The following is a 25,236-nucleotide window of genomic DNA, read 5'->3' as shown; positions in this document are numbered from 1 at the left end:
ACGCAACACCAGCTGCCTGTTCATCCACATAGGCTGTAAAATGAAAAATCCAGAGGCGCGTATCTAAAAATTCACATTAATGAATCGGCAGCCTTTACGACTGCCGATGTAACTACTCCAATATTTCTTTTATCAACTCGCCATCGGACTCTTAAAGCCTTTCAATCGCAGAGCATTGCTCAAGACGAAGATGCTTGAAAGCGCCATGGCTCCTGCAGCCAAAACAGGCGACAGCAACGTGCCGGTGAACGGATAAAGGATACCGGCTGCAACCGGGATCAGCGCCACATTATAGGCAAAGGCCCAGAACAGGTTTTCGCTGATATTGCGGATCGTTGCCTTCGAGATCGCAATCGCATTCACCACACCACGCAGATCACCCGACATCAGCACAACGTCTGCACTTTCAATCGCAATATCCGTGCCCGTACCAATGGCAATGCCGACATCGGCCGCAGCAAGGGCTGGCGCATCGTTGATGCCATCACCAACAAAGGCAATACGCTTGCCACCTGCCGAGAGGCGCTTCAAGGCTTCGACCTTGCCGTCAGGCAATACTTCGGCCACCACCTCATCAATGCCCAGACGCTTGGCAATGGCTTGCGCCGTGCGACGGTTGTCGCCCGTAATCATAGCCACTTTCAAACCCTGTTCATGCATCGCAGCAATGGCTGCAGGCGTGGTTTCCTTCATTGGATCGGCAACGGTGATGATCGCGGCAAGCTTGCCATCAATTGCTGCATAAAGCGGTGTCTGGCCTTCATCGCCAAGGCGACTTGCATCATCGGCAAAAACAGCCACGTCAAAGCCAAGCTTTGCCATATAACGATCGGCACCGATCGCAACTTCATGACCGGCAACACTGGCTTTCAGGCCAAAGCCCGGGACAGATTCAAAGGCTGAGACATCGGCAAGCTTAAGGCCTTTTTCCTTTGCTGCGGTAACAATGGCATCGGCAATCGGATGCTCAGAACGAGCCTCAACAGCCGCAACCAGCGCCAGGGCTTCATCCTTGTCAACACCATCGACAACAGCAAAATGTGCAAGTGCAGGTTTGCCTTGTGTGAGTGTGCCGGTCTTATCGACAGCGATCACCGAGGCATCACGCAGCGTTTGCAGTGCATCGCCACGACGGAACAGCACACCGAACTCGGCTGCACGACCCGTTCCGACCATGATCGAGGTCGGCGTTGCAAGGCCCATGGCACATGGGCATGCGATGATGACCACGGCGATGGCATTGACCAGCGCAAAGCCCATCATGCCTGTGCCACCGATCACCAGCCAGACCACGAAGGTCAGTGCCGCAGCCGCCAGAACCGCAGGCACAAACCAGCCCGTCACCTTATCGACTTTTGCCTGAATAGGCAGCTTGTCGGCCTGTGCATCCTCGACCATGCGCACAATCTGCGAGATCACCATATCGCGGCCAACCTTGGTCGCGCGGAACGTGAAAGCGCCAGTCTTGTTGATCGTACCACCGACGACTTCTGCGCCTTCTTCCTTGGCGACAGGTACTGGCTCGCCGGTAATCATCGATTCATCCACATAGGACGCCCCCTCAATCACCTCGCCATCCACGGGCACCTTTTCGCCCGGACGCACCTGCACGATATCGCCGACCAGCACATCGTCGAGCGGCACATCGACCGTCTCACCATCGCGCACGACGCGCGCAGATTTTGCCTGCAAACCGACCAGACGACTGATTGCAGCCGAGGTGCGACCCTTGGCACGCGCCTCCAGATAACGACCGATCAGGATCAGCGTGACAATGACTGCCGCTGCCTCGAAGTAAACATTCACTGTGCCTTCGGGCAGAATATCAGACCAGAAGGTTGCAACGACCGAGAAGCCCCATGCAGCTGCCGTTCCGACCACCACCAGAGAATTCATGTCCGGTGTGCCACGCAGCAATGCGGGAATGCCTTTCTTGAAAAAGCGCATTCCGGGGCCGAACAGCACCAGTGTGGTGAGAACGAACTGGAAATACCAGCTGTTCTGCATTCCGATTGTGTTCATGACGAACATGTGCATAGCGGGAACGATATGCGATCCCATTTCAAGAATGAAAACCGGCAGCGTCAGAACTGCGGCAAGGATCACGTTCTTCTTCAGCTCGAGCGCTTCGGCATCGCGCTTGTCAGATTGCGTTTCCTGCTTCGCATCGCTGCGCACTTCATCAAGCGAACGAGCCTCATAGCCTGCAGTTTTGACAGCCTTGATAAGGTCGCTGAGTGGCACCTGACCCGCAAGCTCTACATGTGCACGCTCGGTCGCAAGATTGACACTGGCGCGGGTAACACCCGGAACGGCGTTCAATGCCTTTTCAACTTTGCTGACACAGGACGCACAGGTCATGCCTTCGATAGCGAGATCGGCGCTCCTGGATGGTACGTCGTAACCGGCCTTGCGGATGGCATCGATGACCGCAGGCATATCGGGGGCTGCTTTAAAGGTTACATCAGCGCGTTCGGTCGCAAGATTGACCAGAACCTTTTCAACGCCCGGCACTTTCGCAACGGCTTTCTCAATGGAAGACACACAGGACGCGCAGCTCATGCCCTCAACGGGAATGGCAAAACTTGTGTTTTCGGGTTTGACTGGCTTGTTCATGGCAATCCCTTTCAGCCCCTGTTGTGAGGAGCGATATTACGAGTTGCACAATAAATAACCCTTCCCACCGTTGGAAGGTCAAGCCTTAATATGGAATGATTTTCAGACTGCCATTTCGTTCTGTGGCTGCATCGTCGCGAGGATCGATCCGCAACGGGTCTGGATGAATTCCAGCACGTCGGCTGCAGGCATCGGGCGTCCCATGAGGAAGCCCTGCACTTCACCGAAATTCTGTTTACGCAGACATTCAAGCTGTTGTGTTGTTTCAACCCCTTCGGCGGTTGTGACAATCTTGAAGCCCGCTCCAAGCGTTGCGACAGCCTGAATAATCGCCAGATCACGGCTATCAATTTCAATGCCGGAAACGAAGCTCCGGTCAACCTTGATCTTGTCAAAAGGAAAAGAACGCAGATAGCTCAGAGATGAATAACCGGTGCCAAAATCATCCATGGCAATGCGTACACCCAATCGGCGTAACTCGAACAGCAGCTCAGTATTGTGCTTGCTGTTTTGCAGAAAGACCGATTCCGTAATTTCCAGCTCGAGACGATCCGGTGAAAGCCGCGCTGTAAGCAATGCGTCCTTCACGGAATCAAGCAGCGTGCATTGATTGAACTGGACCGGAGAAAGATTGACCGAGACCTTGATGTCGTCGGGCCATGAAGCTGCCTCCCGACATGCCTCGCCAAGAACCCAATCACCGATGGGGCCGATTAGTCCTGCCTCTTCGGCAATCGGAATAAATTCAACCGGGGAGACCATGCCCAATACGGGATGATACCAACGTAGCAAGGCTTCAAAACCGGATATACGTCCGGTTTCAAGATTGAATATCGGCTGATAATGCAACTCGAACTGCTGCGCTGCCAAAGCCAGCCGCAAGTCGGTCGTCATGGCATGACGTTTCTCAACGGCAAGGCGCAGGGAATGCTGATAAAAGCAGAAGGTCCGTCTGCCATCTGCCTTGGCCGCATAAAGTGCAAGATCGACATTCCGCATCAACACATCGGGATCGTCACCATGCATAGGCGCCTGCGCAATACCGATGCTACATGTCACAAATTCCGAGATATCGCCCAGATCGAATGGATCCTGAAATGCCGAAAGGAGACGGTCGGCAAACATGGCAATCTGTTCAACCGTATCGCAGTGATAAATGATGGCGAATTCATCGCCTCCAAGCCGCGCGATAAACTGATCACTGATGATATTCTTGAGACGAACCGCAACCTGTTGGAGAAGCAGATCGCCAATCTGGTGACCTCTGCTGTCGTTGATGGTCTTGAAATGATCAATGTCGAGATAAAACAGCGCGAATGCAGGAGCGCGGTCTCTCTTTTTCAACACCCCGGCCATATGCTGCGAGAAATAGGCACGGTTAGGCAAATCCGTCAGACTGTCATGCATGGCAACATGGGCCATGCGTTCCTCAATCTGCCGCTGCTCTGTTGTATCCTCTATCAATCCAATGAGATAACGCGGCTGATCGCCCTCTATCGGAGGGATCGAGCGTTTTATAATCCGCATCCGGCGCGGCTTACCATCCGCGCAACGGATATCGCGTTCAACCGTCAATACATTGCCGCGGCGCATGGCCCGACGATCCTGCTGGGTCAGAAGCTTTGCTTCCTCAATCGGAAAGATTTCTGCGTCAATCGAACCGATAACTCGATCAATATCGTGCCCGCTGATGCTGGACGCCGCCTGATTGTAGAGGAGGTAACGCCCCTGATCCTTCATGTCCTTGACGAACACGCCAAGCGGCAAATTATTGATGAGACTGTCGAGCAGGGACTGCACATGATTTGCCTGCCGGTTAGCTTCTTCCAGCTCGGTAATATCCTGCACAATTGCCAGGATCGCCTGCTTTCCATCAAAAATAACCTGACGCCCGTAAGTCAGAACATCGATGGTCTGGCCGTTGGCTTTCAAATGCTGCCAGCGCTCGGGGCGTTCCAGATCACTCCTGTCGCGCACTGCGGCAAACATTCTGTCACGTTCGGTCTGTGGGCGGATGTCCAGCACCGTCATGCCGGGTATTTCGTCAACGGAATAACCATAGAGCCCATGGGCCGCTTCATTCATGACAATGAAATGCAGCGTTTCAGGATCATAGACCCACATCGGCGTCGGATGGGTTGTAAAAAGAACGCGGAAATCTTCTTCGGAGGTGCGCGTCATGGCACCATCCGAGCGAGCCTGACCGGCTTCCCGCTTCCTCATCATTGTCCCCTCATCAGACTAATCCTGACTGGATGTTCTCTGTTCTCGTGTCTGGAGAATCAGACCAAACTGTCTGTAGCAGGACGAAACAATCCCGTGGATAGCTTACTGCGTATAATTTTAACAAATTATATACAAATTATAGGAATCGCTAAATTAGCACCTGTGATTTTGAATTTTTGAGAGCTTTGCTCTGTCTCTTGACCGGCCTGCCGTTCCGGCCTATGCCTTAAAGCGCAAAATTCGTTGGGGTGCCTTCGAAGCAATATCAGGAAAAGTGCTTAGCGGTTTTCCGTCCGATATTGCGACACAAAAGGCTGAGAGACGCTGATCGCGTTAACCCATTGAACCTGATCCGGGTAATACCTGCGTAGGGAACGGAGTTTGACGCGTCGCGACCGAGGGAGTTCCCTCATCGGAGTTCAAGCTCCAAACAGGTTCATGACGTCTCATTTTTCCGTTCGGAATGAGAGACGTCATGATGGACCAAAAAAACAGTTTCTCCCGAACTACACCAAACAGCAGTGCGGCATCCGTGCCCATATGCGTGACTATTGCGGGCTCTGACAGCAGCGGAGGCGCGGGCATTCAGGCCGATCTGAAAACATTCTCGGCACTCGGCGTCTATGGCGCCAGCGTCATTGCCGCCGTCACGGTGCAGAATACACGTGCTGTAACAGCGGTGCATGATGTGCCACCGGAAATTGTCGCCGGACAAATCGATGCGGTTTTCAGCGATCTCAATGTCGCTGCGGTCAAGATTGGCATGGTCTCGGTTCCCCGGACCATTCAGGCAATTGCGCGAGGCCTCGAGCATTTTTCCGGCCCTATCGTTCTTGATCCGGTGATGATCGCCAAATCAGGTGATCGCTTGTTGAGTGAAGATGCTATTTCGATCCTGCGCGAAAAGCTGATCCCGCTTGCAGCCATTTTAACCCCCAACAGACCGGAAGCTGCCTGCCTTCTCGATGGACCAATGGCAAGCAATGAAGACGAGGCAGAGGAACAGGGCCGTGCTTTGCTAAAGCTTGGCGCCAAAGCCGTCTTGATGAAAGGCGGACATGCGGAAGGCGCAATCTGTACGGACCTTTTGATCCGCAGTGACCAGCCAACGATCCGGCTTGAAGCACCGCGCATCTACACGCAAAACACGCATGGAACGGGTTGTACACTATCTTCCGCAATTACAGCCGGACTTGGTAAGTATCTCCCTCTTGAGCAAGCACTCCGCGAGGCCCACGCCTATCTGCAAGGGGCGATCCAGAACGCAGACAAGCTTAAAGTCGGCAGCGGGCATGGTCCTGTGCATCACTTCCATAATTTGTGGGAGACAGTCTGATGCGTGTCTCCATCATTGGCGCAGGTGTTGCTGGCCTTGCCTGCGCTACAGAATTCAGCGATCAGGGACATGCAGTCACTATCATTGCCAAAAGCACTGAGATCGGTTCCGACAGCTGCTCCTGGTTTGCCGGTGGAATGCTCGCCCCATGGTGCGAAGGCGAAAGTGCGGAAGAACCAGTCGTGCGGCTTGGGAAGCAAGCAATTGACTGGTGGGAACGGCATGTTTCAACCGTCCACCGCAAGGGAACGCTCGTCATATCCCACACACGCGATGCAACCGAACTTCGCCGCTTTGCCCGTCGGACGGAGGCCTTTGATACCATTGATCAGGAACAGATCGAGGCGCTGGAACCGGACCTCGCAGGCCGTTTCCGGCAGGGGCTCTTCTTTGCTGAAGAAGGCCACCTCAACCCACGCAACACGCTGATTGAACTTGCCGAGAATCTTCAGAAAAAAGGCGTGGTATTTCATATGGGACAGGATGCGAAAGACGTAAAGATCGACACCGATATCACCGTCGATGCGCGTGGTCTTGCGGCGCGTGATCAGTTGCAGGATCTGCGCGGCGTGAAGGGCGAAATGCTTATTGTTCGCTCCCGCGACATCAATCTTTCGCGCCCTGTGCGCCTACTGCATCCACGCATTCCGCTTTATATCGTGCCGCGTGGCGACGGCATCCACATGATCGGCGCAACCATGATCGAAAGCGATGAGCGGGGCGGCATCAGCATCCGCTCGACGCTGGAAATGCTGAGCGCCGCCTATGCGCTGCATCCGGCATTTGGCGAGGCGGAAATTCTGGAAACCGGTGTCGATGCCCGCCCGGCCTTCCCCAACAATCTGCCGCGTGTGCGCAAACGTGGCCAAACCATCTATGTCAATGGGCTTTATCGGCACGGCTTTCTGCTCTCGCCTGCGGTCGCACGCATGGCGGTTGCGGCTGCAACTGAAGCCGAACATAGGCCTGAATTTTTAGAGGAACTGGCATGACCATCGTTTTAAACGGCGCGGTCTTTGAAACCACGAGCACCAATCTTTCAGCCCTGCTTGCAGAAATCGAACTTGATGAAGCGGTGGTGGCAACCGCGCTCAATGGCGAATTCATCCCAGGCGACGAACGCGAAGCCACCCTGATCGGTGAAGGCGACCGCATCGAAGTGCTCGCACCCATGCAGGGAGGCTAGGATGCTGGAATTTTACGGAAAAACATTTGAAAGCCGCCTGCTATTGGGAACGGCACAATATCCATCCCCCTCTATTCTTGCTGACAGCGTTCGCTCGTCAAAGACTGAAATCGTGACGGTTTCGCTTCGGCGCGAGAGCGGCAACATGCGTGCGGGTCAGGATTTCTGGACGCTCATCAAAGATTTGGGTGTTTCGGTTTTGCCCAATACTGCCGGGTGCCATACCGCACGCGAAGCTGTGACCACGGCAAAAATGGCGCGTGACGTTTTCGGCACCAACTGGATCAAGCTTGAAGTCATCGGCGATCACGACACGTTGCAGCCCGATCCTTTCGGGCTGGTCGAAGCAGCACGAATTCTCTGCGATGAAGGCTTTGAGGTCTTTCCCTATATGAATGACGATCTTGTAGTTGCGGAAAAGCTGCTCGAAGCAGGCTGCAAGGTGTTGATGCCATGGGGCGCACCGATTGGTTCAGGTCGCGGCCTCAACAATCCTTATGCGCTTAAAACCATGCGCGCGCATTTCCCCGATATTCCACTGGTCGTGGATGCCGGTATTGGCGTGCCATCGCACGCTGCAACCGCAATGGAACTTGGCTTTGATGCCGTGCTGATCAACACCGCCGTTGCCAAAGCGGGCGATCCTTGCGCTATCGCCCGCGCTTTTGCGCTCGCTGTTGAAGCTGGTCGTATCGCCTATGAAGCCGATCCGATTGAGGCCCGCGACATGGCAGCCCCCTCCACTCCCCTCATCGGAAAGGCGTTTTTGTAATGCTCCTCGATCCGTTCTACCCGATCTTTGACAGCGCCAGTTGGTGTGAGCGCATGGTACCGCTTGGCATCAAACTCGTGCAGCTGCGCATCAAGGATAAGAACGACACGCAACTGCGCGCAGAAATCCGCGCAGCACGCGAAATTTGCGCGCAATATGATTGCCAGCTCATCGTCAATGACTACTGGAAACTGGCTATTGAGGAAGGCTGCGACTTCATACATCTCGGTCAGGAAGACCTTGATGACGCCGATCTCGATGCTATCCGTGCGGGCGGCTTGAAGCTCGGTGTATCCAGCCATGATGAGGCGGAGCTTGATCGCGCATTAGCGCTAAAGCCAGCCTATATCGCGCTCGGTCCGGTCTATCCCACCATTCTCAAAAAGATGAAATGGCATGAACAAGGACTGGACCGCGTCAGTCAATGGAAAGCCAAACTTGGCGATATTCCGCTTGTTGGCATTGGCGGTATGAATGTGGAGCGCGCGCCGGGCGTCTTTAAAGCCGGAGCTGACATAATTTCAGTCGTCACTGACATCACTCTCAACCCCGATCCCGAAGCCCGAGTACGGCAATGGATCGAAGTTACTCGACCTTACGTAAAACAGACCCAAACGGTTTAACCGGAGGAATTATGAAAAAACTAGCTCTTGCTGCGCTTTTCAGCGCCACGGCTTCGTTTGCCCTGATGTCAGCTCAGGCAGCTCACGCGAACGATAAATTCAAACTCATACTCGACTGGTATGTGAACCCGGATCATGGGCCGATCATCGTGGCCGACAAACTCGGTTACTTCAAGGATGCGGGTCTTGATGTGGAAATCATCGCCCCTGCGGATGCATCCGTACCACCCAAAATGGTTGCGGCTGGACAGGCTGATCTGGCAATCTCCTATCAGCAGCAGGTGCATCTCGATGTTCATGCCGATATTCCCCTGATCCGCGTCGGCACTCTGGTCGATTCTCCACTCAATTGCCTGATGGTGCGTGACGATGGTTCGGTCAATTCAATTCCCGACCTCAAAGGCAAGAAGATCGGCTTCTCGGTCGCTGGTGTTGAAGAAACGGTGCTTGGCACCATTCTCAAAAAGCACGATATTCAGTTGTCCGATGTTGAACTCATCAATGTGAATTTCTCGCTCGCGCCATCGCTGATGTCGAAGCAGGTTGATGCCGTGATGGGTGCCTATCGCAATGTTGAACTCAACCAGATGGCGGTTGAAGGGGTCGCGGGCAAATGCTTCTTCGTCGAGGAAGAAGGCGTGCCGGTCTATGACGAGCTGGTTTATGTCGCCAATTCCAACAAGCTTGATGCGAGCGAAAAAGAGCGGATTTCGCGCTTCCTCGCAGCCACCGAAAAGGCCGCGCAATATATCGTCAATCATCCAGAGCAAAGCTACGACCTGTTTGCGTCTTACAGTTCTGAACTCAAAGACGAGCTGAACCAGCGCGCGTGGAAAGACACGGTTGCGCGTTTCTCGCGCTCGCCTGCAAGCCTCGATTATGGACGCTGGAGCCGCTACGAGGCCTATCTCAAGGAAAATGGTCTTGTGCCTTCGATCCTGCCTGTCGAAAAATTAGCCATTGATGTGAATGCAGAAGGTGACAAACCATGAGTGCCACGCTTTATTCATCCGAACTGTTCACCCGCCTGCGTGCTGCAACACTTGATGACTGGACGCCCTATATTGATCATGAATTCGTGCGCGGATTAGGCGATGGCACATTGCCGAAATCGGCGTTCCTGCATTATCTCAAACAGGATTATGTCTATCTGCATCACTATGCCCGCGCCTTTGCGCTCGGTGTCGTGAAGGCAGGCAGTCTTCAGGAAACACGGCTTTGCGCCGAAATCATGCATGGGCTTGCGGTTACGGAATTGCCACTGCATATCGGCATCTGCGCCCGCGAAGGCATCAGTGAAGACGAGCTTTACAACACAAAAGAAGAGCCGGAGAACCTCGCCTATACGCGTTATGTACTCGATTGCGGGCAGGCTGGCGATTTTCTCGATCTGCTGACCGCACTGGTTCCCTGCGCACATGGCTATGGCGAAATCGGGGTTAATCTCGCAGCCACGGCAAAAGCCGGTACGCCTTATCAGGAGTGGATCGACACCTATGCGGGCGCTGATTATCAGGAGATGTGCCACACGGTTGGCAAGCTCTTTGATCAGGCCGCGAAAGATCGCATTGGTACGGATTTCGAGAGCAGCCCACGCTGGCCAAAGCTCTGCCAGATTTTTGCAACGGCCAGCAGGCTCGAAGCGAACTTCTGGAGCATGGGTCTCAAAGAAGCATGACGAGCATCGCTCCTCGCTCGCGCAAAAAACGCATCGCCGACGGGTTTCTGTCGGCGGTTGCTGTGCTGGCACTGTGGCAGGCTGTGGTGAGCATCTGGCAAATGCCGCGCTTCATCCTGCCCGGCCCGCTCGACGTCGTGCAATCGCTCATTACCAATGCGCAGCTGATTGCCGACAATGCCGTCGTGACATTTGGCGAAGTGCTGGGCGGGCTTTTTTTCGGCTCTGCCATTGGCGTGCTGACAGCCATCGGCCTGATGATGTCGCCTCTTGCACAACGGCTGGTCATGCCAGTGATGGTGTTCTCTCAGGCTATCCCGATATTTGCGCTTGCGCCCATCCTGACACTCTGGCTCGGCTACGGCCCTGCATCCAAAATCGCTGTCACCATTCTGATGATCTTCTTTCCGGTCGTCTCGACCTTTCTGGATGGAATGCAGCGTACCGATCAGACGCTGATCAATGCCGCCGAAAATCTCGGTGCGAAACGGATGCAAATTCTGTTTCGCATTCGCATCCCGGCAGCTTTCCCGTCACTTGCCTCGGGTTTAAGCTTGGCTGCCGTCTATGCACCCATCGGCGCCGTGGTCGGCGAATGGGTGGGCGCATCCAAAGGGCTTGGCTATCTGATGCTGCTCGCCAATGGGCGCGCCAAGGTCGATCTGATGTTCGCAAGCCTTTTCGTTCTGGCAGCTTTCACTATGCTCTTGCATGCAACGATCTCACATTTTGCGCGCAAGCTCGCCGCGTGGCCTCGAAAGCTGTAAGGCAGCATTTTTGCCACACTCAATAGATTGAAATAAAATTTCTGCATTTTGCCACTTGGCAAATAGATTTGCTCATTTATTGTGCAGCCATCTGAAACACTGGCAAGAGGTATGAGATGCGTGCTTATCCATTTCCGTCGGTGCCCGGTGTTAATGCGGGCGCTTCCAAGCTTTAAGTCTTTGGCCCGTGTTGCAGGCTAAGGCCTGACCGCCCTCCCTAAAAGGGCACATTCCTAACAACTCCCAAATTTGCCGCAGCTATTTTCAGCTGTTTGTTTTGTCTTCGTTTTCACGCATTGTCCGGCGCATAACCGCATCGCACCTTTGCTGAAAATGATTTTAAAGGAACCAGAATCCGTCTTCGCGGCCTGGTATTATTCACATGACTCGGTTTCGTATAGATTTCCGGGGACCTGCCTTCCGCAATGTCCTCGGCTACACATTTGGCCACTGGCGAAGTCAGCCTCTGCGGCTGACGCTGATTATCATCAGCATGCTGCTTGCAACGGCCGCAGATGTTCTCACACCGCTTTATTCCGGGCGGCTCGTTGACGCCCTTTCTCTTGGCAAGGACAGCGCATGGAATGGTGCGGTTCATGCGCTGATTATCCTGCTTGCACTGGGTGCACTGGCGCTGATCACACGTCAGCTGACCTTCTATGTCATCACCGACTTCACGCTGAAGATCATGAGCGACATGGCAGCCAGTTCGTTTCGCAAGCTACAGCGGTTTTCGACCGACTGGCATGCAAATGCTTTTGCCGGATCAACCGTGCGCAAAGTCTCGCGCGGCATGTGGGCGCTCGATCTGCTCAATGACACGCTGCTCATTGCTTTGCTGCCATCAATCCTGATGCTGCTTGGCTCGGTAGCGCTGCTCTCATGGTACTGGCCAATGATGGGCTTGCTGGTTGCAATCGGCTCGGTGCTTTTCATCGTCTGCACGATCGTGATTTCACTGGGCTTCGTTGCGCCCGCAGCAACGCTCGCCAATAGCTGGGACACACGTATGGGCGGCGCTTTGGCCGATGCCATTTCGTGCAATGCCGTTGTTAAGGCATTCGGTGCGGAAGGTCGTGAAGATGGACGTCTCGCAAAGGTCGTCACCAAGTGGCGCGGTCGTACACGCCGCACATGGCTGATCGGCACGCTGAACGGCTTCATTCAGGGGGTAAACCTGCTGGTGATGCGTGGCGTGGTCATTGCCTTTGCGCTCTATCTGTGGAGCCAGGGCAAGGCAACGGCCGGTGATATCACCTTCGTTCTGACTGCTTTCTTCATGTTGCAGGGCTATCTGCGCGACGTTGGCATGCATATCCGCAACCTGCAGCGTTCGGTTAACGATATGGAAGAACTGGTTCAGATTGAAGCCGAGCCTTATGGCATTGCCGACAGGCCGGGTGCTGGTGCAATCAAGATTGGAAATGGTGAGATCACGTTCGATCACGTCACGTTCCATTACGGCAGTCACGACACAGCTCTTTATCGCGACTTCTCGGTCAGGATCGAGGCTGGTGAACGGGTTGGTCTGGTCGGTCATTCGGGTTCGGGCAAGACGACATTCGTCAAGCTCATCCAGCGTCTTTATGATGTCAGTGGCGGCGCCATCAAGATTGACGGTCAGAACATTGCCGAAGTCACGCAAGGGTCGCTGCGTTCGCAGATTGCTATCGTGCAGCAGGAACCGATCCTGTTTCACCGGACGCTGGCTGAGAACATTGCTTATGCTCGCCCCGGCGCAACTCAGGCCGAGATCGAGCATGCAGCAATGCTTGCCAGTGCGCATGACTTCATCATGCGTCTGCCAAAGGGCTATGCGACGCTCGTTGGCGAACGTGGTGTGAAGCTTTCGGGTGGCGAACGTCAGCGTGTGGCGATTGCCCGTGCGTTTCTGGCAGATGCACCAATCCTTATTCTGGATGAGGCAACGTCGAGCCTTGATTCAGAATCGGAAGTGCTGATCCAGCAGGCCATGGAGCGGCTGATGATCGGTCGTACAACACTTGTCATTGCACACCGGCTTTCGACGGTTCGTGCGCTTGATCGGTTGCTGGTCTTCGACAAGGGCAAGATTTTGGAAGAAGGCGATCATGATGCGCTTATCCGTAAGCCGGGCGGCATCTATCGCCGCATGTTCGAACGGCAGGCGCTGGAACTGACCAAGGGACTGGAAGATGTTCTTCCGTCATAGTAAGAGATGAAACGGGGCCGGGATTACCGGCCCCTTTTTTATTCTGCTGCCTTGCCGGAAGACTGGCGAATAATCAGCTTATATTCGACATGGCGCGACGGCGATGCATCGCCACTCTCGATCTGCTGCAAAAGCATATCCACGGCATCACGGGTCATCTCGCGTATGGGCTGACGAACGGTCGTAATCTGCGGGGAGACCATGCTGGCGATAGCACTGTCATCGAAGCCGACAATGGTCAGATCGCCGGGCACGTCCAGCTTATAATCATAGGCAATCTGCAAAACAGCAGCCGCCATATCATCATTGGAAGCGAAAATGGCCGTTGGCCGCTTTTGCAGCTCCATCAGTTTTCTGCCTGCCGTCAATCCGCTGGCGAAACTGAACCCGCCCCCAACCTCATAATCGGGATTATGCTCAATGCCCGCATCGTCAAGCATCCGGCGATAGCCCTCAAGACGCAATTGCGCAGAACGATGCGTCAGATCACCAATGACAATGGCAATCCTTGTGTGGCCTTGCTTGAGAAGATAATCCATCAGGTCAACGGTGGCGGCGGCGTCATCGATTGCCACACTGTCCGTCGGATGCACGTTAAAATCACCCGCCACCCGTGAAAATGGCATGGCGGAAGCAATCAATTCCTGCAAGATCTCTGGATCATCAGACATGGGTGGCGTGACGATTATGCCATCAAGCCCGGAAGCATGGGCCGTTTCAATCAAGGATCCACGAATATCGGCGCGATTTTCGACCGGAAAGATCAAAAGCCGATAGCGGGTGCCGCGCAGGCGATCAAGCGCACCGTTCTGCAATTCCGTGACATAGCTGTGGCTCGGATTTTCAAAGAAAAGCCCAATGAGATGCGAGCGTCTTTCAACCAGATTGCGCGCTGCCGCATTCGGGCGATAGCGCAACTCGGCCCCCGCTTCTCTCACACGCTCGCGGATCGTGTCGCGCACATTGGGTTCGTCATTATAAACCCGTGATACTGTCTTGATAGACACGCCAGCAAGACGCGCCACATCATGTATTGTCGCTCTTTTATTGGATGCGGCCATGGCCGATATGTACTCTCTCCCCGGTATTCCCGATAATTTAACTAGCTGCTTTGCCTATCGAGGCAAAGCCCTAAAGCGCGACGCGCTTTAACTATTTGTTTTATCGCATTATCCTACGCAAATAGCTCACGTGCTTTTTGGTTCAAATGCTTTAAATAGAACATATCTTGGAGCGGGTGAGAAAGCGCTTTTCACGGCCATTGTCGAGCGAGAACATACCGCCTCGCCCCGGCACGACATCGATGATGAGTTCGGTATGCTTCCAGGCTTCGTATTGCGAGCCGCTGATGTAAAATGGCGCACCACCGATCTCGCCAAGCTTCACATCTGCATCAGACAAAAGCAAATCGCCCTGCGGGTAACACATCGGCGAAGAACCGTCGCAGCAACCACCGGACTGATGAAACATGATCGGCCCATACTCGGCCTGCAATTCCTTTATGAGCTCAAGCGCTGCATCAGTCGCAGTAACCTGCTGTTCTTGTGCGAGCTGGGTCATGGTTTCCTCCTCCCATAGAGCGCGTTTCGATCTGATTGAATCAGATCGGCGCTCTAAACGCTTTTATTCAAAGCATAATCTTATCGATCCTCGTTTCACTCCGGTCGGATTATGCTCTAAAAAAGCCGCCGCATCACTACGGCGGCTCTATTTGAACTATGAACCGATTACTGCGTGAGGTCCATCACGACACGGCCTTCAATCTGACCGGCGCGCATTTCATCAAAAATTGCATTGATGTTGTCGATCTTGTCTGTGCGGATGGTCGCCTTAACCTTGCCGTCGGCGGCAAAATCGATGGATTCCTGCAAATCGAGACGCGTACCGACAATGGAGCCGCGCACGGTGACGCCGTTCAACACCATATTGAAAATCGACAGTGGAAATTCGCCCGCCGGAAGGCCATTGAGCGCAATCGTGCCACCGCGCGCAGCCATGCCGATTGCCTGTTCAAAAGCCTTCGGCGAAACGGCCGTGACAAGCACGCCCTGTGCACCGCCATCAGTTTCTTTTTTGATATAAGCAGCCGGATCATTATGCGTCTTCGCATTGACTGTAACGGTCGCACCAAGCCTGCGGGCAAGGTCGAGCTTCTTGTCATCGATATCGACGGCGGCGACATTGAGCCCCATCGCTTTGGCATATTGCACCGCCATATGGCCAAGACCACCAATGCCGGAAATCACCACCCAATCGCCCGGCTTCGTGTCCGTGACCTTAAGGCCTTTATAGACCGTCACACCGGCACAGAGGATAGGTGCAATCTCATTGAACTCGATGTTCTTCGGCAGATGCCCAACGAAATTGGGGTCGGCGACCACATAGTCAGCAAAGCCGCCATTGACGGAATAGCCAGTATTCAGTTGCTCTTCGCAGAGTGTTTCCCAGCCGCCAAGGCAATGCACGCAATGACCACAAGCCGTGTAGAGCCATGGAATGCCGACGCGGTCGCCTTCCTTGACGTGTTTGACCCCTTTACCCACTGCAGAAACAAAGCCAACGCCTTCATGTCCAGGGATAAATGGAGGGTTAGGCTTTACAGGCCAATCGCCTTCGGCGGCATGAAGATCAGTGTGACAGACGCCGGATGCCTGAATGGCCACCTGTATCTGACCGTCGCCCGGCTGCGGAATTGGGACTTCGTCAATTGTCAGTGGTTTGCCGAACTCGCGGACAACAGCCGCTTTCATTGTCTTTGCCATTGGAAGTTCCTTCTGTTTTTGGGCGGGCCGGCAGGAGTATAGATCCTGCCGACCCACCCCTTTCCTGGGAGGAAACAGGGGGGGACAGCCTCAGATCGATAGTGCAAGTGAGGCCGTACTGTACCGATGAAACTGCGAGGAGAGGGGGCGGCCCGAGGCGCGAAAGCCACGAACCGCCTTTGCTTTTTAGAAGAAGCCGAGCTTCTTCGGGCTGTAACTCACCAGCATGTTTTTGGTCTGCTGGTAGTGGTCGAGCATCTTGAGGTGGTTTTCACGACCGATACCCGACTGCTTATAGCCACCGAACGCCGCATGGGCCGGATAGGCGTGGTAGCAGTTTGTCCAGACGCGGCCTGCCTGAATGGCACGACCAAAGCGATAAGCGCGCGTGCCGTCACGCGTCCATACACCTGCGCCAAGACCATAAAGTGTGTCATTTGCAATCGCGAGCGCTTCGGCATCGTCCTTAAAGGTCGTGACCGAAACAACAGGGCCAAAGATTTCCTCCTGGAAAATCCGCATCTTGTTGGTGCCCTTGAAGACAGTTGGCTTGACGTAATAGCCTCCCGCCAGATCACCAGCCAATTCATTGCGCCCACCGCCGGTCAGCACTTCTGCGCCTTCCTGTTTGCCGATATCGATATAGCTCAGGATTTTTTCGAGCTGTTCGCTGGATGCCTGCGCACCGATCATGGTTGCCGGATCAAGAGGATCGCCCTGTACAATAGCTTCCACGCGCTTCAATGCACGTTCCATGAACTCGTCATAGATCTTTTCATGGATCAGCGCGCGGCTTGGACAGGTGCAGACTTCCCCCTGATTGAGCGCAAACATGACAAAGCCTTCAATGGCCTTGTCGAAGAAATCGTCATCTTCTGCCGTGACGTCAGAGAAGAAGATATTTGGCGATTTGCCGCCCAGTTCCAGCGTTACCGGGATGAGGTTCTGGCTGGCATATTGCATGATGAGACGACCAGTCGTCGTTTCACCGGTAAAGGCGATCTTGGCAATGCGTGGGCTCGATGCCAGCGGCTTGCCAGCTTCCAGACCAAAACCATTGACCACGTTGAGCACGCCTGCAGGCAGCAGATCACCTATGATCTCCATCAGTACAAGAATGGATGCAGGTGTCTGTTCAGCAGGCTTCAGCACAACGCAGTTACCGGCAGCAAGGGCTGGTGCCAGTTTCCATACTGCCATCAGCAGCGGGAAGTTCCAGGGGATGATCTGGCCGACAACACCGAGCGGTTCGTGGAAATGATACGCAACCGTATCGTGGTCGATTTCCGAAATACCACCTTCCTGCGCACGGATTGCACCGGCAAAATAACGGAAGTGGTCAATAGCAAGTGGCAGATCGGCATTTGTGGTTTCGCGGATCGGCTTGCCGTTGTCCCATGTTTCAGCGGCTGCGAGTTTCGGCAGATTTGCTTCCATCCGGTCTGCAATCTTATTGAGGATCACAGCGCGTTCGGCAGGGCTGGTTCTGCCCCATGCATCCTTGGCAGCGTGTGCCGCATCAAGTGCCGCATCAACATCAGCTGCATCAGAACGCGCGACTTCGCACAGAACCTGACCATTGACCGGGGATGTGTTTTCGAAATAGCGGCCAGACTTGGGTTCAACCCATTTGCCGCCAATGAAATTGCCATAGCGCTTGGCAAACTCCGGCTTTACGGAGCGATGAAATTCTACCTTGTTCATGACATTCCTCCCAAAGACAACGCCGCTCCTACGGCGTTTCTTGATCCAAGATGGCGCGGCTCTTGGGAGGAGTCATCCACACCAATGACTATACAGTATTAATGTGTCTCAATAATGAGACAGTTTGGAAAACCGAATGCAAAATCTAGTTCGGACGAATGATTTTCAGCCGATTGAGCTTGCGGTGAAGCGTGGCGCGGCTGATACCGAGAAGCTTGGCAGCGGAAGAAACATTGCCGTCTGAACGCGCAATGGCCCGCAGGATAACGCTTCTTTCAGACTCCGCCATGTCCTCTCGCGGATCGGCATGCCAACCCAACAGGTCAGCAGCCGGGAGTGCTGTCGAAAGCGCTTCATCGGTAAGACCGAGTGAAAGCCTTGCAGCTCGTGTCGCACCAACCACCAGATCATCCTTGTCGACAGCGATCAGCGCGCCACCAGTGCGATCAGCACTTGGAGCCAGCATGATGCGTGCTTGCGGAAAAGCCTGACGGAAATTTTCAGCCTCTATCCGGCGAGCTGCATCAATAACCGCCACGGAAATCAGCTGAACAAAGGCTTCAGTCAGATCGCTGCGGCATGAGGAGACATCGAGTGCAGCCATCAATCGACCCTGATGATCGTGGATCGGTGCAACCGTACAGGAAAGGCCTATGTTTCGAGTATGAAAATGCTGATCGCGGTGGATGGTCAGCGCCCGTTGTTCGGCGATACAGGTCCCAATTCCGTTGGTGCCTTCGACAGCTTCACTCCACACGGCACCGGTCCACAGACCCCATTCGTAGAATGTATCGTCATCGCCCGCAGCACCTCGTCGCTCGACCGGCACGCCGTTGCTGTCAGCCAGAAGCACACAGCAACCAACGCCACCAACCGCCATATAAAGACGATCCATGCTCGCTTGCGCTATGTTGACCACACGCTCCATACGCTGGCGTACATTGCGAAACTCGCCGTCAGAGAGCGTTTGAACTGAACCAAGCTCTGCCGGGTCCAGCCCATGCAGCTGCGCAGAACGTCGCCATGACGCGACGAGAGCCGAGCGGGCCGCACCACCCGTATCGATAGCGGAATGGATGCGGTCAGCATGAATTCTGTCTTGCGGTGCACCCATGTTTTCCTCCCAGAAAGGCTGGAAACCGCCTGCTGGAAGGATAATGACTTTTTATATCGAGGGTTGCAAGTGAGGGATTAAGCAGCCTTCACCGGCTTCAGAAAAGCTTGCAGCGCAGAGACCTCAGAGCTATTCAAACGAAGGCCAAGCTTTGTACGGCGCCACAGAATATCTTCTGCCGTATGTGCCCATTCATTTTCAATGAGATAGCGCACTTCTGCCTCATAGAGATCGGCACCAAAATGCCGTCCGAGATCAGCAAGCGAACTGGTCTCACCGAGCAAAGCGCGTGCCCGTGTCCCATAGAGCCGGAACAGACGACGGGCATGGATAGGAGAAAGGAACGGATAAGCCGCTTTCAGCTTTTCAAGCTCACGATCAAAGGCTACTTCCTGAAAATCACCACCCGGCAAAGGTGCGGCATGGGTCCAAGGAGCACCTTTTTTGCCCAGGTGATGCTCAATCTTCTCAAGCATGTGCTCAGCCAGCCTGCGTGCGGTCGTCAGCTTGCCACCAAACACATTGATCAGCGGTGCTGCACCCTGCGACGCATCTTCTTTCAACACGTAATCGCGGGTTGCTTCCTGCGCCTTGCTCGCACCGTCATCATAAAGCGGACGCACGCCGGAATAGGTCCATACAATATCCTCGAGGCGCACCGACTCCTTGAAATATTCACTGGCACAAGCGCAAAGATAATCGGTTTCCTTGTCGCTGATCGCGACCTTGGCCGGATCTCCCTGATAATCCTGATCGGTTGTACCGATCAGCGTAAAATCGTCCTCATAGGGAATGGCGAAGATGATACGTCCGTCATTATTCTGGAAGAAATAGGACCGCGGATCAGAGAATTTTTTGCGCACCACAATATGGCTGCCCTGAACCAGGCGCACATTATGCAGTTGGCGATCACCCTCAACACCTTGCAAAACCTTGTCGGCCCATGGACCTGCTGCATTGACGAGAAGCCGGGCACGAACCTCTTCACGCGCACCCGTGTCAATGTTTTCCAGCGTTACCGTCCAAGCTTCATGGTCACGGCGAGCGGATACGACTTTGGTGCGTGTGCGGATCATTGCACCACGATCTGCTGCGTCACGCGCGGTTAGCGCAGTGAAACGAGCATCATCCACCCAGCAATCGGAATATTCGAAAGCCTTGGTGAAAAGCGGCTTCAAGGGCGCAGCAGAAGGGTCGGTTCGCATATCGAGCGTGCGCGTCGCAGGCAGTTTCTTGCGGCCACCGAGATGATCGTACAGAAACAAGCCAAGGCGCAAAAGCCAGGCCGGACGCACACCACCCTTATGAAAAGGCAGCACAAATCGCATCGGATGGATGAGATGCGGCGCGTTGGCCCACAGCACTTCCCGCTCCATCAGCGCCTCACGCACTAGACGGAATTCGTAATGCTCCAAATAGCGCAAACCGCCATGAATGAGTTTGGTGGCCCGCGACGAGGTGCCGCTTGCCAAATCGTTCATCTCGGCAAGACCTACGGAGAAACCACGTCCCACCGCATCTCTTGCAATGCCGCATCCATTGATGCCGCCACCGATTACGAAAATGTCAAATATTTTATTCTGCACCATGGCGAACCCTGAAGACCTTCTCCAACCACCAAAGCGAATATAATTCATTTCATACGAAAGCAAAACGAAAATGAAACGAAACTGCGATTCTTTCTGTCCATTAGAACCTCATAGGCCCTACAGGGCGCACAGACGTTGCTGTAACAGTTTAAATTCGCTGCATAATTTTACCTTGATCCGATTTCGGCTTAAAGAATTAAGCAGCAGGCAAGTCAACCGCCGTTTCAATGAGCTCAACCTCATTCTCCCGGCATAAATCGCGCAGTTGCTGCGACGGACAGCGATCAGTGATGAAAGTATGGACCTGCGATATATGACCCAGACGCACCGGTGCTGTTCGTTCCAGCTTGGTTGAGTCGGACACGAGAATCACGTGCCGTGCATTGGCGATGATGGCCTGAGCGACCTTCACTTCGCGGAAATCGAAATCGAGCAGTGCACCATCTTCATCCATCGCTGAGGCGCCAATGACTGCGTAGTCGACCTTAAACTGACGGATGAAGTCAACCGCAGCTTCACCGACAATACCGCCATCAGAGGCGCGCACGACACCGCCAGCAATAACCACCTCTATTTCAGGATAGACACGCAGCGTATTGGCGACATTGATATTGTTGGTGATGACCATCAGATGATTATGGTCAATGAGCGCGTGGCTGACCGCCTCGGTCGTCGTGCCAATATTGATAAAAAGCGATGCACCATCGGGGATCATTTCAGCAGCAGCCCGCCCGATCAGCTCCTTCTCATACGCTGCGATCCGGCGGCGCGCCTCATATTCCATGTTCTCGACGCCAGATGGATAGAGTGCACCGCCATGAATGCGCCGCAGCAAGCGCGCCTTGCAGAGATCATTCAGATCCTTGCGCACGGTTTGCGGCGTCACATCGAATGCGGCTGCCAGATCATCGACCAGCACCTGCCCCTGTCGGCGGGCGATATCCAGAATTGCATTGTGGCGAGGAGTAAGCTGCATTTTGTGTCCGGCAATGAATTGTTCTAACCAGAGCGAGTCGCATTTAATCGTACCCACCGCGCACGCTCTGTCTCTTTATTTTCGGGTATGTCGTTATCGGAAAACCGGTGCCCACTTTTCCGCAACATGCCTTAAGTTCGTAATTTCGCTGTTTTGCAAGAGAAAGCAACCGCTTGATGACAAATCAATTGGAAAGTGACGCCATCCGCCTGTGATTTTCGCGTTACATTTGAAGCCTGCCAGCGTCCTCAGCCCCTTCACCCTCCGACGAGGCGCTTCTGACAAGATCAAGCGATATAAACTTTCGTGTAGAAGCAAAACTAAGGTAATAATGACTGATCCTGGAACATCCAAACGATAGCTTTAAATCTTAATAATAACCAACACCTTACACATTGTATGTACAAAATATCATAACATTCATATTCATAGATTTTAAAATTTTTATAATATCAGAATAATCCTTTTCGTACGTAAAATGGAAACAACAAAATAAATGATACTGGCGCTTTTATCATAATAAAAAAATAAGAGACCAACTAAAACTCGAAAGACTGTAGCGGGAGGCCATCGCGTTTACTCTCGCTCAGAAAAGAATGAGAGACCCCTCAAAGGATACCCACTCTCATTCTTTAGGGGCAGGTGAAAATCTGCCCCTACCCTTCTATTTAAACGCAGAACAAGCTCTGCGTTATACATGGCATACAGGGCTCCGAAAGCTATGAAGCGCCGGCTGAGCTTGTCAGTCCGGCGCTTCATAGTTTCCAGAATATATATGTATGCATGCGAATAACTTCATTCCTCGCTGAATTTATTGCCGTACATTTTATGCAGCTTGCAAGCGACCTCAGTGCGGTTAGCAGCACCGATCTTTCTCATAATGTTATGTACATGCGCCTTTACCGTGCCTTCACTCATACCAAGTTCGAATGCAATAATCTTATTGGACTTACCCACCCGGATCGCGTGAACAACTTCGATCTCGCGTACCGTCAATAGCTCGCCCAACACATCATCGTTCAAATCCTGCGACGGCGGCTTCATCAGCATCGAAGCCGGCACATACATACCACCTGCCAGGGCAAGATGAATTGCTTCCACACAGATCTTGATGTCAACCGATGTCGGAATATAGCCGCGTGCTCCTATTTCCATCGCACGCAAAACCTGCGACCACTCTTCGCGTTCGGCAAGAAGCACAAGCGGTATCGGATGCCATGCTTTGACCGCAGCCTCTACCTCATCGGAAAAAAATGGATCGGCGAGGCGCTTTGAGCCGATATGCATGAGGATAACGATTGCACCATTCAATGACATGTTCTTATCGATAGATGCATAGCTGACGACCGGAAGTTTAAGTCCGTTCATCATTAGTCCGTTGAAAAGACACTCCCGCTCCAGATTGCTTTTACAAACGAGCATCAGATGTGGTTCGTTCTGCAAAGGCAAACCGGTCGAGTGTCCCGCTTCTCTTGTTCGCCCACCTACAGCAATAGAAACTCCGTCACTACTGCCATCAGGTGCTGCCCATAAGTATTGTTCTCTGACTTCCAACATTGCTTAGTTTCCCCTGTTACTCAGGTTTGCATTCAACGCAAAACACTAGTCATGCCAAAAACTGCGCTAGTTTATTAGGATTTTTATTGCCAACCCCGATGAAGACTGGTCTAAATATTGCTATCGTCAAATAAACGTGTCATTAACTTATGTTAGCAATTTATAAAAAAATGTAGTCGCCATAAGAACGACTTCGGGAACAGAAAGTTACAAATTCTATAACTTTCGTTGGGCATAGGCAGAAGATGCATAGTGGTAACCAGAACACCACCGCCCTGATGATCGACGGATTGGTTAGTTTATTGGAATCCCCTCCAATTCTGGCCAAATTGAACACGCAGGAAAGAGAAGCGTTGCAGTCTCTCGTCATTTCCGAGAGCAGTTACGCTGCCGATACCGTCATCATTGATCAGGGCGCTTGTATCAGAAGCGTTCACCTGGTCCGTTCAGGCTGGGGATGCGTTTATCGCGACCTTTCGAGTGGCGAGCGTCAGATCATCGATTTTCCCATGCGATGTGACTTTGTTGGGCTGAGAACCGCGGACGGTTACAGCTACAATACGATCAAGACGATCACACCGATGTCTGTTTATGAAATACCGCTGACGTCGCTGGAGAAGACAGTCCGGCAGATTCCCAAGCTGAGCATGATCTTCATTGAACTTCTCTCGCGTCAGCGCTCAATGCTCATTGAACATCTGACGAATGTCGGCTGCCGAAGCGCTTTTGTCCGCACCGCGCATCTTTTGCTGGAGCTTTCGGATCGCGTCAAATCCTGCGGAATGGGTGAGCCGGACTCATTTTATTGCCCACTCACACAGTATCAGCTCGCAGATGCCCTCGGCCTGACCCCCATTCACCTCAATCGCATGATGCGTGAGTTACGAGAAGAAGGGCTCGTTTTGTTCAGATCTTACAAGGTTGAAATTCTCGACAGGCAAAGACTGGTCGAAATTGCTGAATATGATGGAGAATTTATGCGAATGTCAGTCTTTGGCAGAACGAAGTAACGTCGCCTGCTGACAAATACGGATAATTTTATAACATCGTGGGGAGAAAATGGTCGGAGCGAGAGGATTCGAACCTCCGACCCCCTGATCCCAAATCAGGTGCGCTACCAGGCTGCGCTACGCTCCGTGACCATCTGATCGTGACTCTCACAAGCCCGACCGTGAAGCGGCTTATAGCGCTGCCGTTTTCAAGTCGCAAGGGGCGTGTCGGGCTTTTTTTCAATCATTTGAGTGCATATCCCGATTAGCTGGCTTATCAGTTCCAGAGAGGGCCTTTTACACCCTGTTTTTAAGCAAAAACCGGTGCCGCTCCTGCACCATAGGCGACAAAATCGGGATTTGCGAAGCTTTGCACTGTGCCATCGGACCGTTGGCCATAAGTCAGTGGACGCGCATCAAACGTGGTGGTCATCCCACCAGCGGCGCGAAGCACTGCGTCACCTGCCGCTGTATCCCACTCCATCGTCGGGCCAAATCGCGGATATAAATCAGCCTCGCCGCGCGCAATCATACAAAACTTGAGTGAAGACCCCACAGAAACACTATCGCCGATCTGGTTAGCTTTCAGAAACTGCTCTGTTTCCGTTGTAATATGGGAACGACTACACACTACGATGCGCTTGGGTGGAGCAATGCGCGCCTTAATCGATCGCTGGCTTTTAGCGGCATGATCGGCTGTCGTCACGATTTCAACAGCACCATCAGGGCTCCCCACATAAAGGAGATTGCGCACCGGTGCATAGACCAGACCAACCACGGGCGCACCGTCTTCTATCAGCGCGATATTCACTGTGAAGTCGCCATTGCGCAGCAGAAACTCCCGCGTTCCATCAAGCGGATCGATCAGGAAGAACCGCCGGCCCAGATGAGCAGGCAATCGACCGGCAGCCGCTTCTTCTTCCGCAACAACCGGAATATCAGGAGCAACAGAGGCGAGAGCCGACAGGATTACGGCTTCTGCGGCGTGGTCAGCTTCCGTAACCGGCGACTGATCTTTCTTAGAATGAACCGCGCAACCGTTAGCATAATGCTTCATGATCACGCGCCCCGCCTCAAGCGTTGCGTCCTGCAAAGCGGCAAGAAGTGTCTGACCGTCAGGATCGGCTTTTGGTGAGGCGGATATTTTCAT

21 protein-coding genes, 1 tRNA gene and 1 riboswitch are annotated in these 25,236 nt (G+C 53.4%); of the genes, 10 read left to right on the top strand and 12 right to left on the bottom strand.

Features of this window, described 5'->3' with window-relative positions; all coding sequences use genetic code 11:
• Window positions 1–132: 132 nt before the first annotated feature.
• Both ACSME1_RS08375 and ACSME1_RS08370 read right to left on the bottom strand, forming a co-directional pair.
• Entirely contained in the window at window positions 133–2,616 is a 2,484-nt protein-coding gene (locus tag ACSME1_RS08375; protein ID WP_024898111.1) for a heavy metal translocating P-type ATPase, read from the bottom strand.
• A gap of 102 nt (window positions 2,617–2,718) precedes the next feature.
• The gene (locus ACSME1_RS08370) at window positions 2,719–4,839 is read right to left on the bottom strand and encodes a putative bifunctional diguanylate cyclase/phosphodiesterase (protein WP_105534772.1); all 2,121 of its coding nucleotides are present in this window, start codon (window positions 4,837–4,839) and stop codon (window positions 2,719–2,721) included.
• Between the two features lie 237 nt (window positions 4,840–5,076).
• A riboswitch (TPP riboswitch) is annotated at window positions 5,077–5,233 on the top strand.
• Window positions 5,234–5,320: 87 nt separating this feature from the next.
• Between ACSME1_RS08370 and thiD the strand changes: the two genes are divergently transcribed.
• From thiD to ACSME1_RS08325, 9 genes are all read left to right on the top strand, one after another.
• Window positions 5,321–6,178, top strand: a complete 858-nt coding sequence (gene thiD / locus ACSME1_RS08365; protein WP_024898113.1) for a bifunctional hydroxymethylpyrimidine kinase/phosphomethylpyrimidine kinase — start codon at window positions 5,321–5,323, stop codon at window positions 6,176–6,178.
• Entirely contained in the window at window positions 6,178–7,170 is a 993-nt protein-coding gene (gene thiO / locus ACSME1_RS08360) for a glycine oxidase ThiO (protein ID WP_024898114.1), read from the top strand. The genes thiD and thiO overlap by 1 nt, the downstream gene beginning before the upstream one ends.
• Window positions 7,167–7,364, top strand: a complete 198-nt coding sequence (gene thiS, locus ACSME1_RS08355; RefSeq protein ID WP_024898115.1) for a sulfur carrier protein ThiS — start codon at window positions 7,167–7,169, stop codon at window positions 7,362–7,364. Before thiO ends, thiS begins: the two co-directional genes overlap by 4 nt.
• A gap of 1 nt (window position 7,365) precedes the next feature.
• Window positions 7,366–8,136, top strand: a complete 771-nt coding sequence (locus tag ACSME1_RS08350) for a thiazole synthase (RefSeq protein WP_024898116.1) — start codon at window positions 7,366–7,368, stop codon at window positions 8,134–8,136.
• Complete coding sequence (locus tag ACSME1_RS08345) at window positions 8,136–8,759, top strand: thiamine phosphate synthase (RefSeq protein WP_435654909.1); 624 nt, start codon at window positions 8,136–8,138, stop codon at window positions 8,757–8,759. Before ACSME1_RS08350 ends, ACSME1_RS08345 begins: the two co-directional genes overlap by 1 nt.
• An 11-nt stretch (window positions 8,760–8,770) precedes the next feature.
• Window positions 8,771–9,751: an ABC transporter substrate-binding protein gene (locus ACSME1_RS08340; protein WP_105705457.1), complete on the top strand. Its 981-nt coding sequence runs from the start codon at window positions 8,771–8,773 to the stop codon at window positions 9,749–9,751.
• Entirely contained in the window at window positions 9,748–10,437 is a 690-nt protein-coding gene (gene tenA, locus ACSME1_RS08335) for a thiaminase II (RefSeq protein ID WP_105705459.1), read from the top strand. The genes ACSME1_RS08340 and tenA overlap by 4 nt, the downstream gene beginning before the upstream one ends.
• Window positions 10,434–11,204, top strand: a complete 771-nt coding sequence (locus ACSME1_RS08330) for an ABC transporter permease (protein ID WP_105705460.1) — start codon at window positions 10,434–10,436, stop codon at window positions 11,202–11,204. The genes tenA and ACSME1_RS08330 overlap by 4 nt, the downstream gene beginning before the upstream one ends.
• A gap of 382 nt (window positions 11,205–11,586) precedes the next feature.
• On the top strand, window positions 11,587–13,395 hold the full coding sequence (locus tag ACSME1_RS08325; protein WP_105705461.1) for an ABC transporter ATP-binding protein: 1,809 nt from the start codon (window positions 11,587–11,589) through the stop codon (window positions 13,393–13,395).
• 38 nt (window positions 13,396–13,433) lie between these two features.
• On the opposite strand, the gene ACSME1_RS08320 is transcribed toward ACSME1_RS08325, so the two are convergent.
• From ACSME1_RS08320 to ACSME1_RS08285, 8 genes are all read right to left on the bottom strand, one after another.
• Entirely contained in the window at window positions 13,434–14,456 is a 1,023-nt protein-coding gene (locus ACSME1_RS08320; RefSeq protein ID WP_024898122.1) for a LacI family DNA-binding transcriptional regulator, read from the bottom strand.
• Between the two features lie 151 nt (window positions 14,457–14,607).
• The gene (locus ACSME1_RS08315) at window positions 14,608–14,955 is read right to left on the bottom strand and encodes a DUF779 domain-containing protein (protein ID WP_024898123.1); all 348 of its coding nucleotides are present in this window, start codon (window positions 14,953–14,955) and stop codon (window positions 14,608–14,610) included.
• Between the two features lie 167 nt (window positions 14,956–15,122).
• Window positions 15,123–16,157: an alcohol dehydrogenase AdhP gene (gene adhP / locus ACSME1_RS08310; RefSeq protein ID WP_024898124.1), complete on the bottom strand. Its 1,035-nt coding sequence runs from the start codon at window positions 16,155–16,157 to the stop codon at window positions 15,123–15,125.
• Between the two features lie 186 nt (window positions 16,158–16,343).
• The gene (adh, locus tag ACSME1_RS08305; RefSeq protein ID WP_024898125.1) at window positions 16,344–17,861 is read right to left on the bottom strand and encodes an aldehyde dehydrogenase; all 1,518 of its coding nucleotides are present in this window, start codon (window positions 17,859–17,861) and stop codon (window positions 16,344–16,346) included.
• A 145-nt stretch (window positions 17,862–18,006) separates the two neighbouring features.
• Window positions 18,007–18,975, bottom strand: coding sequence for a GAF domain-containing protein (locus tag ACSME1_RS08300; protein ID WP_024898126.1), 969 nt, complete (start codon window positions 18,973–18,975; stop codon window positions 18,007–18,009).
• A 77-nt stretch (window positions 18,976–19,052) separates the two neighbouring features.
• The gene (gene glpD, locus ACSME1_RS08295) at window positions 19,053–20,564 is read right to left on the bottom strand and encodes a glycerol-3-phosphate dehydrogenase (protein ID WP_105705463.1); all 1,512 of its coding nucleotides are present in this window, start codon (window positions 20,562–20,564) and stop codon (window positions 19,053–19,055) included.
• Between the two features lie 196 nt (window positions 20,565–20,760).
• A complete protein-coding gene (locus tag ACSME1_RS08290) occupies window positions 20,761–21,540 on the bottom strand; it encodes a DeoR/GlpR family DNA-binding transcription regulator (protein ID WP_100559952.1) in 780 nt (259 codons plus the stop codon).
• Between the two features lie 795 nt (window positions 21,541–22,335).
• Complete coding sequence (locus ACSME1_RS08285) at window positions 22,336–23,097, bottom strand: helix-turn-helix transcriptional regulator (protein WP_024898130.1); 762 nt, start codon at window positions 23,095–23,097, stop codon at window positions 22,336–22,338.
• 245 nt (window positions 23,098–23,342) lie between these two features.
• On the opposite strand from ACSME1_RS08285, the gene ACSME1_RS08280 reads away from it, so the two are divergent.
• Entirely contained in the window at window positions 23,343–24,107 is a 765-nt protein-coding gene (locus ACSME1_RS08280) for a Crp/Fnr family transcriptional regulator (RefSeq protein WP_024898131.1), read from the top strand.
• A 50-nt stretch (window positions 24,108–24,157) separates the two neighbouring features.
• Here ACSME1_RS08280 and ACSME1_RS08275 read toward each other — a convergent pair.
• Window positions 24,158–24,234 (bottom strand) — tRNA-Pro (locus tag ACSME1_RS08275).
• Window positions 24,235–24,396: 162 nt separating this feature from the next.
• On the bottom strand, window positions 24,397–25,236 hold the full coding sequence (gene cysQ, locus ACSME1_RS08270; RefSeq protein ID WP_105705466.1) for a 3'(2'),5'-bisphosphate nucleotidase CysQ: 840 nt from the start codon (window positions 25,234–25,236) through the stop codon (window positions 24,397–24,399).

It is taken from the genome of Brucella pituitosa, assembly GCF_965577835.1.
In the GTDB taxonomy this organism is placed as follows: domain Bacteria; phylum Pseudomonadota; class Alphaproteobacteria; order Rhizobiales; family Rhizobiaceae; genus Brucella; species Brucella pituitosa.
Note: the sequence above shows the minus strand (reverse complement) of the source record. Positions and strands in the feature narration are given on the sequence as shown.

Excerpts from the sequence above, each read along its gene's own strand:
- cysQ (WP_105705466.1), bottom strand. The coding sequence starts at position 25,236 with ATGAAAATATCCGCCTCACCAAAAGCCGATCCTGACGGTCAGACACTT.
- ACSME1_RS08290 (WP_100559952.1), bottom strand. The coding sequence starts at position 21,540 with ATGCAGCTTACTCCTCGCCACAATGCAATTCTGGATATCGCCCGCCGA.
- glpD (WP_105705463.1), bottom strand. The coding sequence starts at position 20,564 with ATGGTGCAGAATAAAATATTTGACATTTTCGTAATCGGTGGCGGCATC.
- ACSME1_RS08345 (WP_435654909.1), top strand. The coding sequence starts at position 8,136 with ATGCTCCTCGATCCGTTCTACCCGATCTTTGACAGCGCCAGTTGGTGT.
- ACSME1_RS08350 (WP_024898116.1), top strand. The coding sequence starts at position 7,366 with ATGCTGGAATTTTACGGAAAAACATTTGAAAGCCGCCTGCTATTGGGA.
- adhP (WP_024898124.1), bottom strand. The coding sequence starts at position 16,157 with ATGGCAAAGACAATGAAAGCGGCTGTTGTCCGCGAGTTCGGCAAACCA.
- ACSME1_RS08330 (WP_105705460.1), top strand. The coding sequence starts at position 10,434 with ATGACGAGCATCGCTCCTCGCTCGCGCAAAAAACGCATCGCCGACGGG.
- ACSME1_RS08300 (WP_024898126.1), bottom strand. The coding sequence starts at position 18,975 with ATGGGTGCACCGCAAGACAGAATTCATGCTGACCGCATCCATTCCGCT.
- ACSME1_RS08325 (WP_105705461.1), top strand. The coding sequence starts at position 11,587 with ATGACTCGGTTTCGTATAGATTTCCGGGGACCTGCCTTCCGCAATGTC.
- thiS (WP_024898115.1), top strand. The coding sequence starts at position 7,167 with ATGACCATCGTTTTAAACGGCGCGGTCTTTGAAACCACGAGCACCAAT.
- ACSME1_RS08280 (WP_024898131.1), top strand. The coding sequence starts at position 23,343 with ATGCATAGTGGTAACCAGAACACCACCGCCCTGATGATCGACGGATTG.
- ACSME1_RS08375 (WP_024898111.1), bottom strand. The coding sequence starts at position 2,616 with ATGAACAAGCCAGTCAAACCCGAAAACACAAGTTTTGCCATTCCCGTT.
- tenA (WP_105705459.1), top strand. The coding sequence starts at position 9,748 with ATGAGTGCCACGCTTTATTCATCCGAACTGTTCACCCGCCTGCGTGCT.
- ACSME1_RS08320 (WP_024898122.1), bottom strand. The coding sequence starts at position 14,456 with ATGGCCGCATCCAATAAAAGAGCGACAATACATGATGTGGCGCGTCTT.
- ACSME1_RS08315 (WP_024898123.1), bottom strand. The coding sequence starts at position 14,955 with ATGACCCAGCTCGCACAAGAACAGCAGGTTACTGCGACTGATGCAGCG.
- thiO (WP_024898114.1), top strand. The coding sequence starts at position 6,178 with ATGCGTGTCTCCATCATTGGCGCAGGTGTTGCTGGCCTTGCCTGCGCT.
- thiD (WP_024898113.1), top strand. The coding sequence starts at position 5,321 with ATGGACCAAAAAAACAGTTTCTCCCGAACTACACCAAACAGCAGTGCG.
- adh (WP_024898125.1), bottom strand. The coding sequence starts at position 17,861 with ATGAACAAGGTAGAATTTCATCGCTCCGTAAAGCCGGAGTTTGCCAAG.
- ACSME1_RS08285 (WP_024898130.1), bottom strand. The coding sequence starts at position 23,097 with ATGTTGGAAGTCAGAGAACAATACTTATGGGCAGCACCTGATGGCAGT.
- ACSME1_RS08340 (WP_105705457.1), top strand. The coding sequence starts at position 8,771 with ATGAAAAAACTAGCTCTTGCTGCGCTTTTCAGCGCCACGGCTTCGTTT.
- ACSME1_RS08370 (WP_105534772.1), bottom strand. The coding sequence starts at position 4,839 with ATGAGGAAGCGGGAAGCCGGTCAGGCTCGCTCGGATGGTGCCATGACG.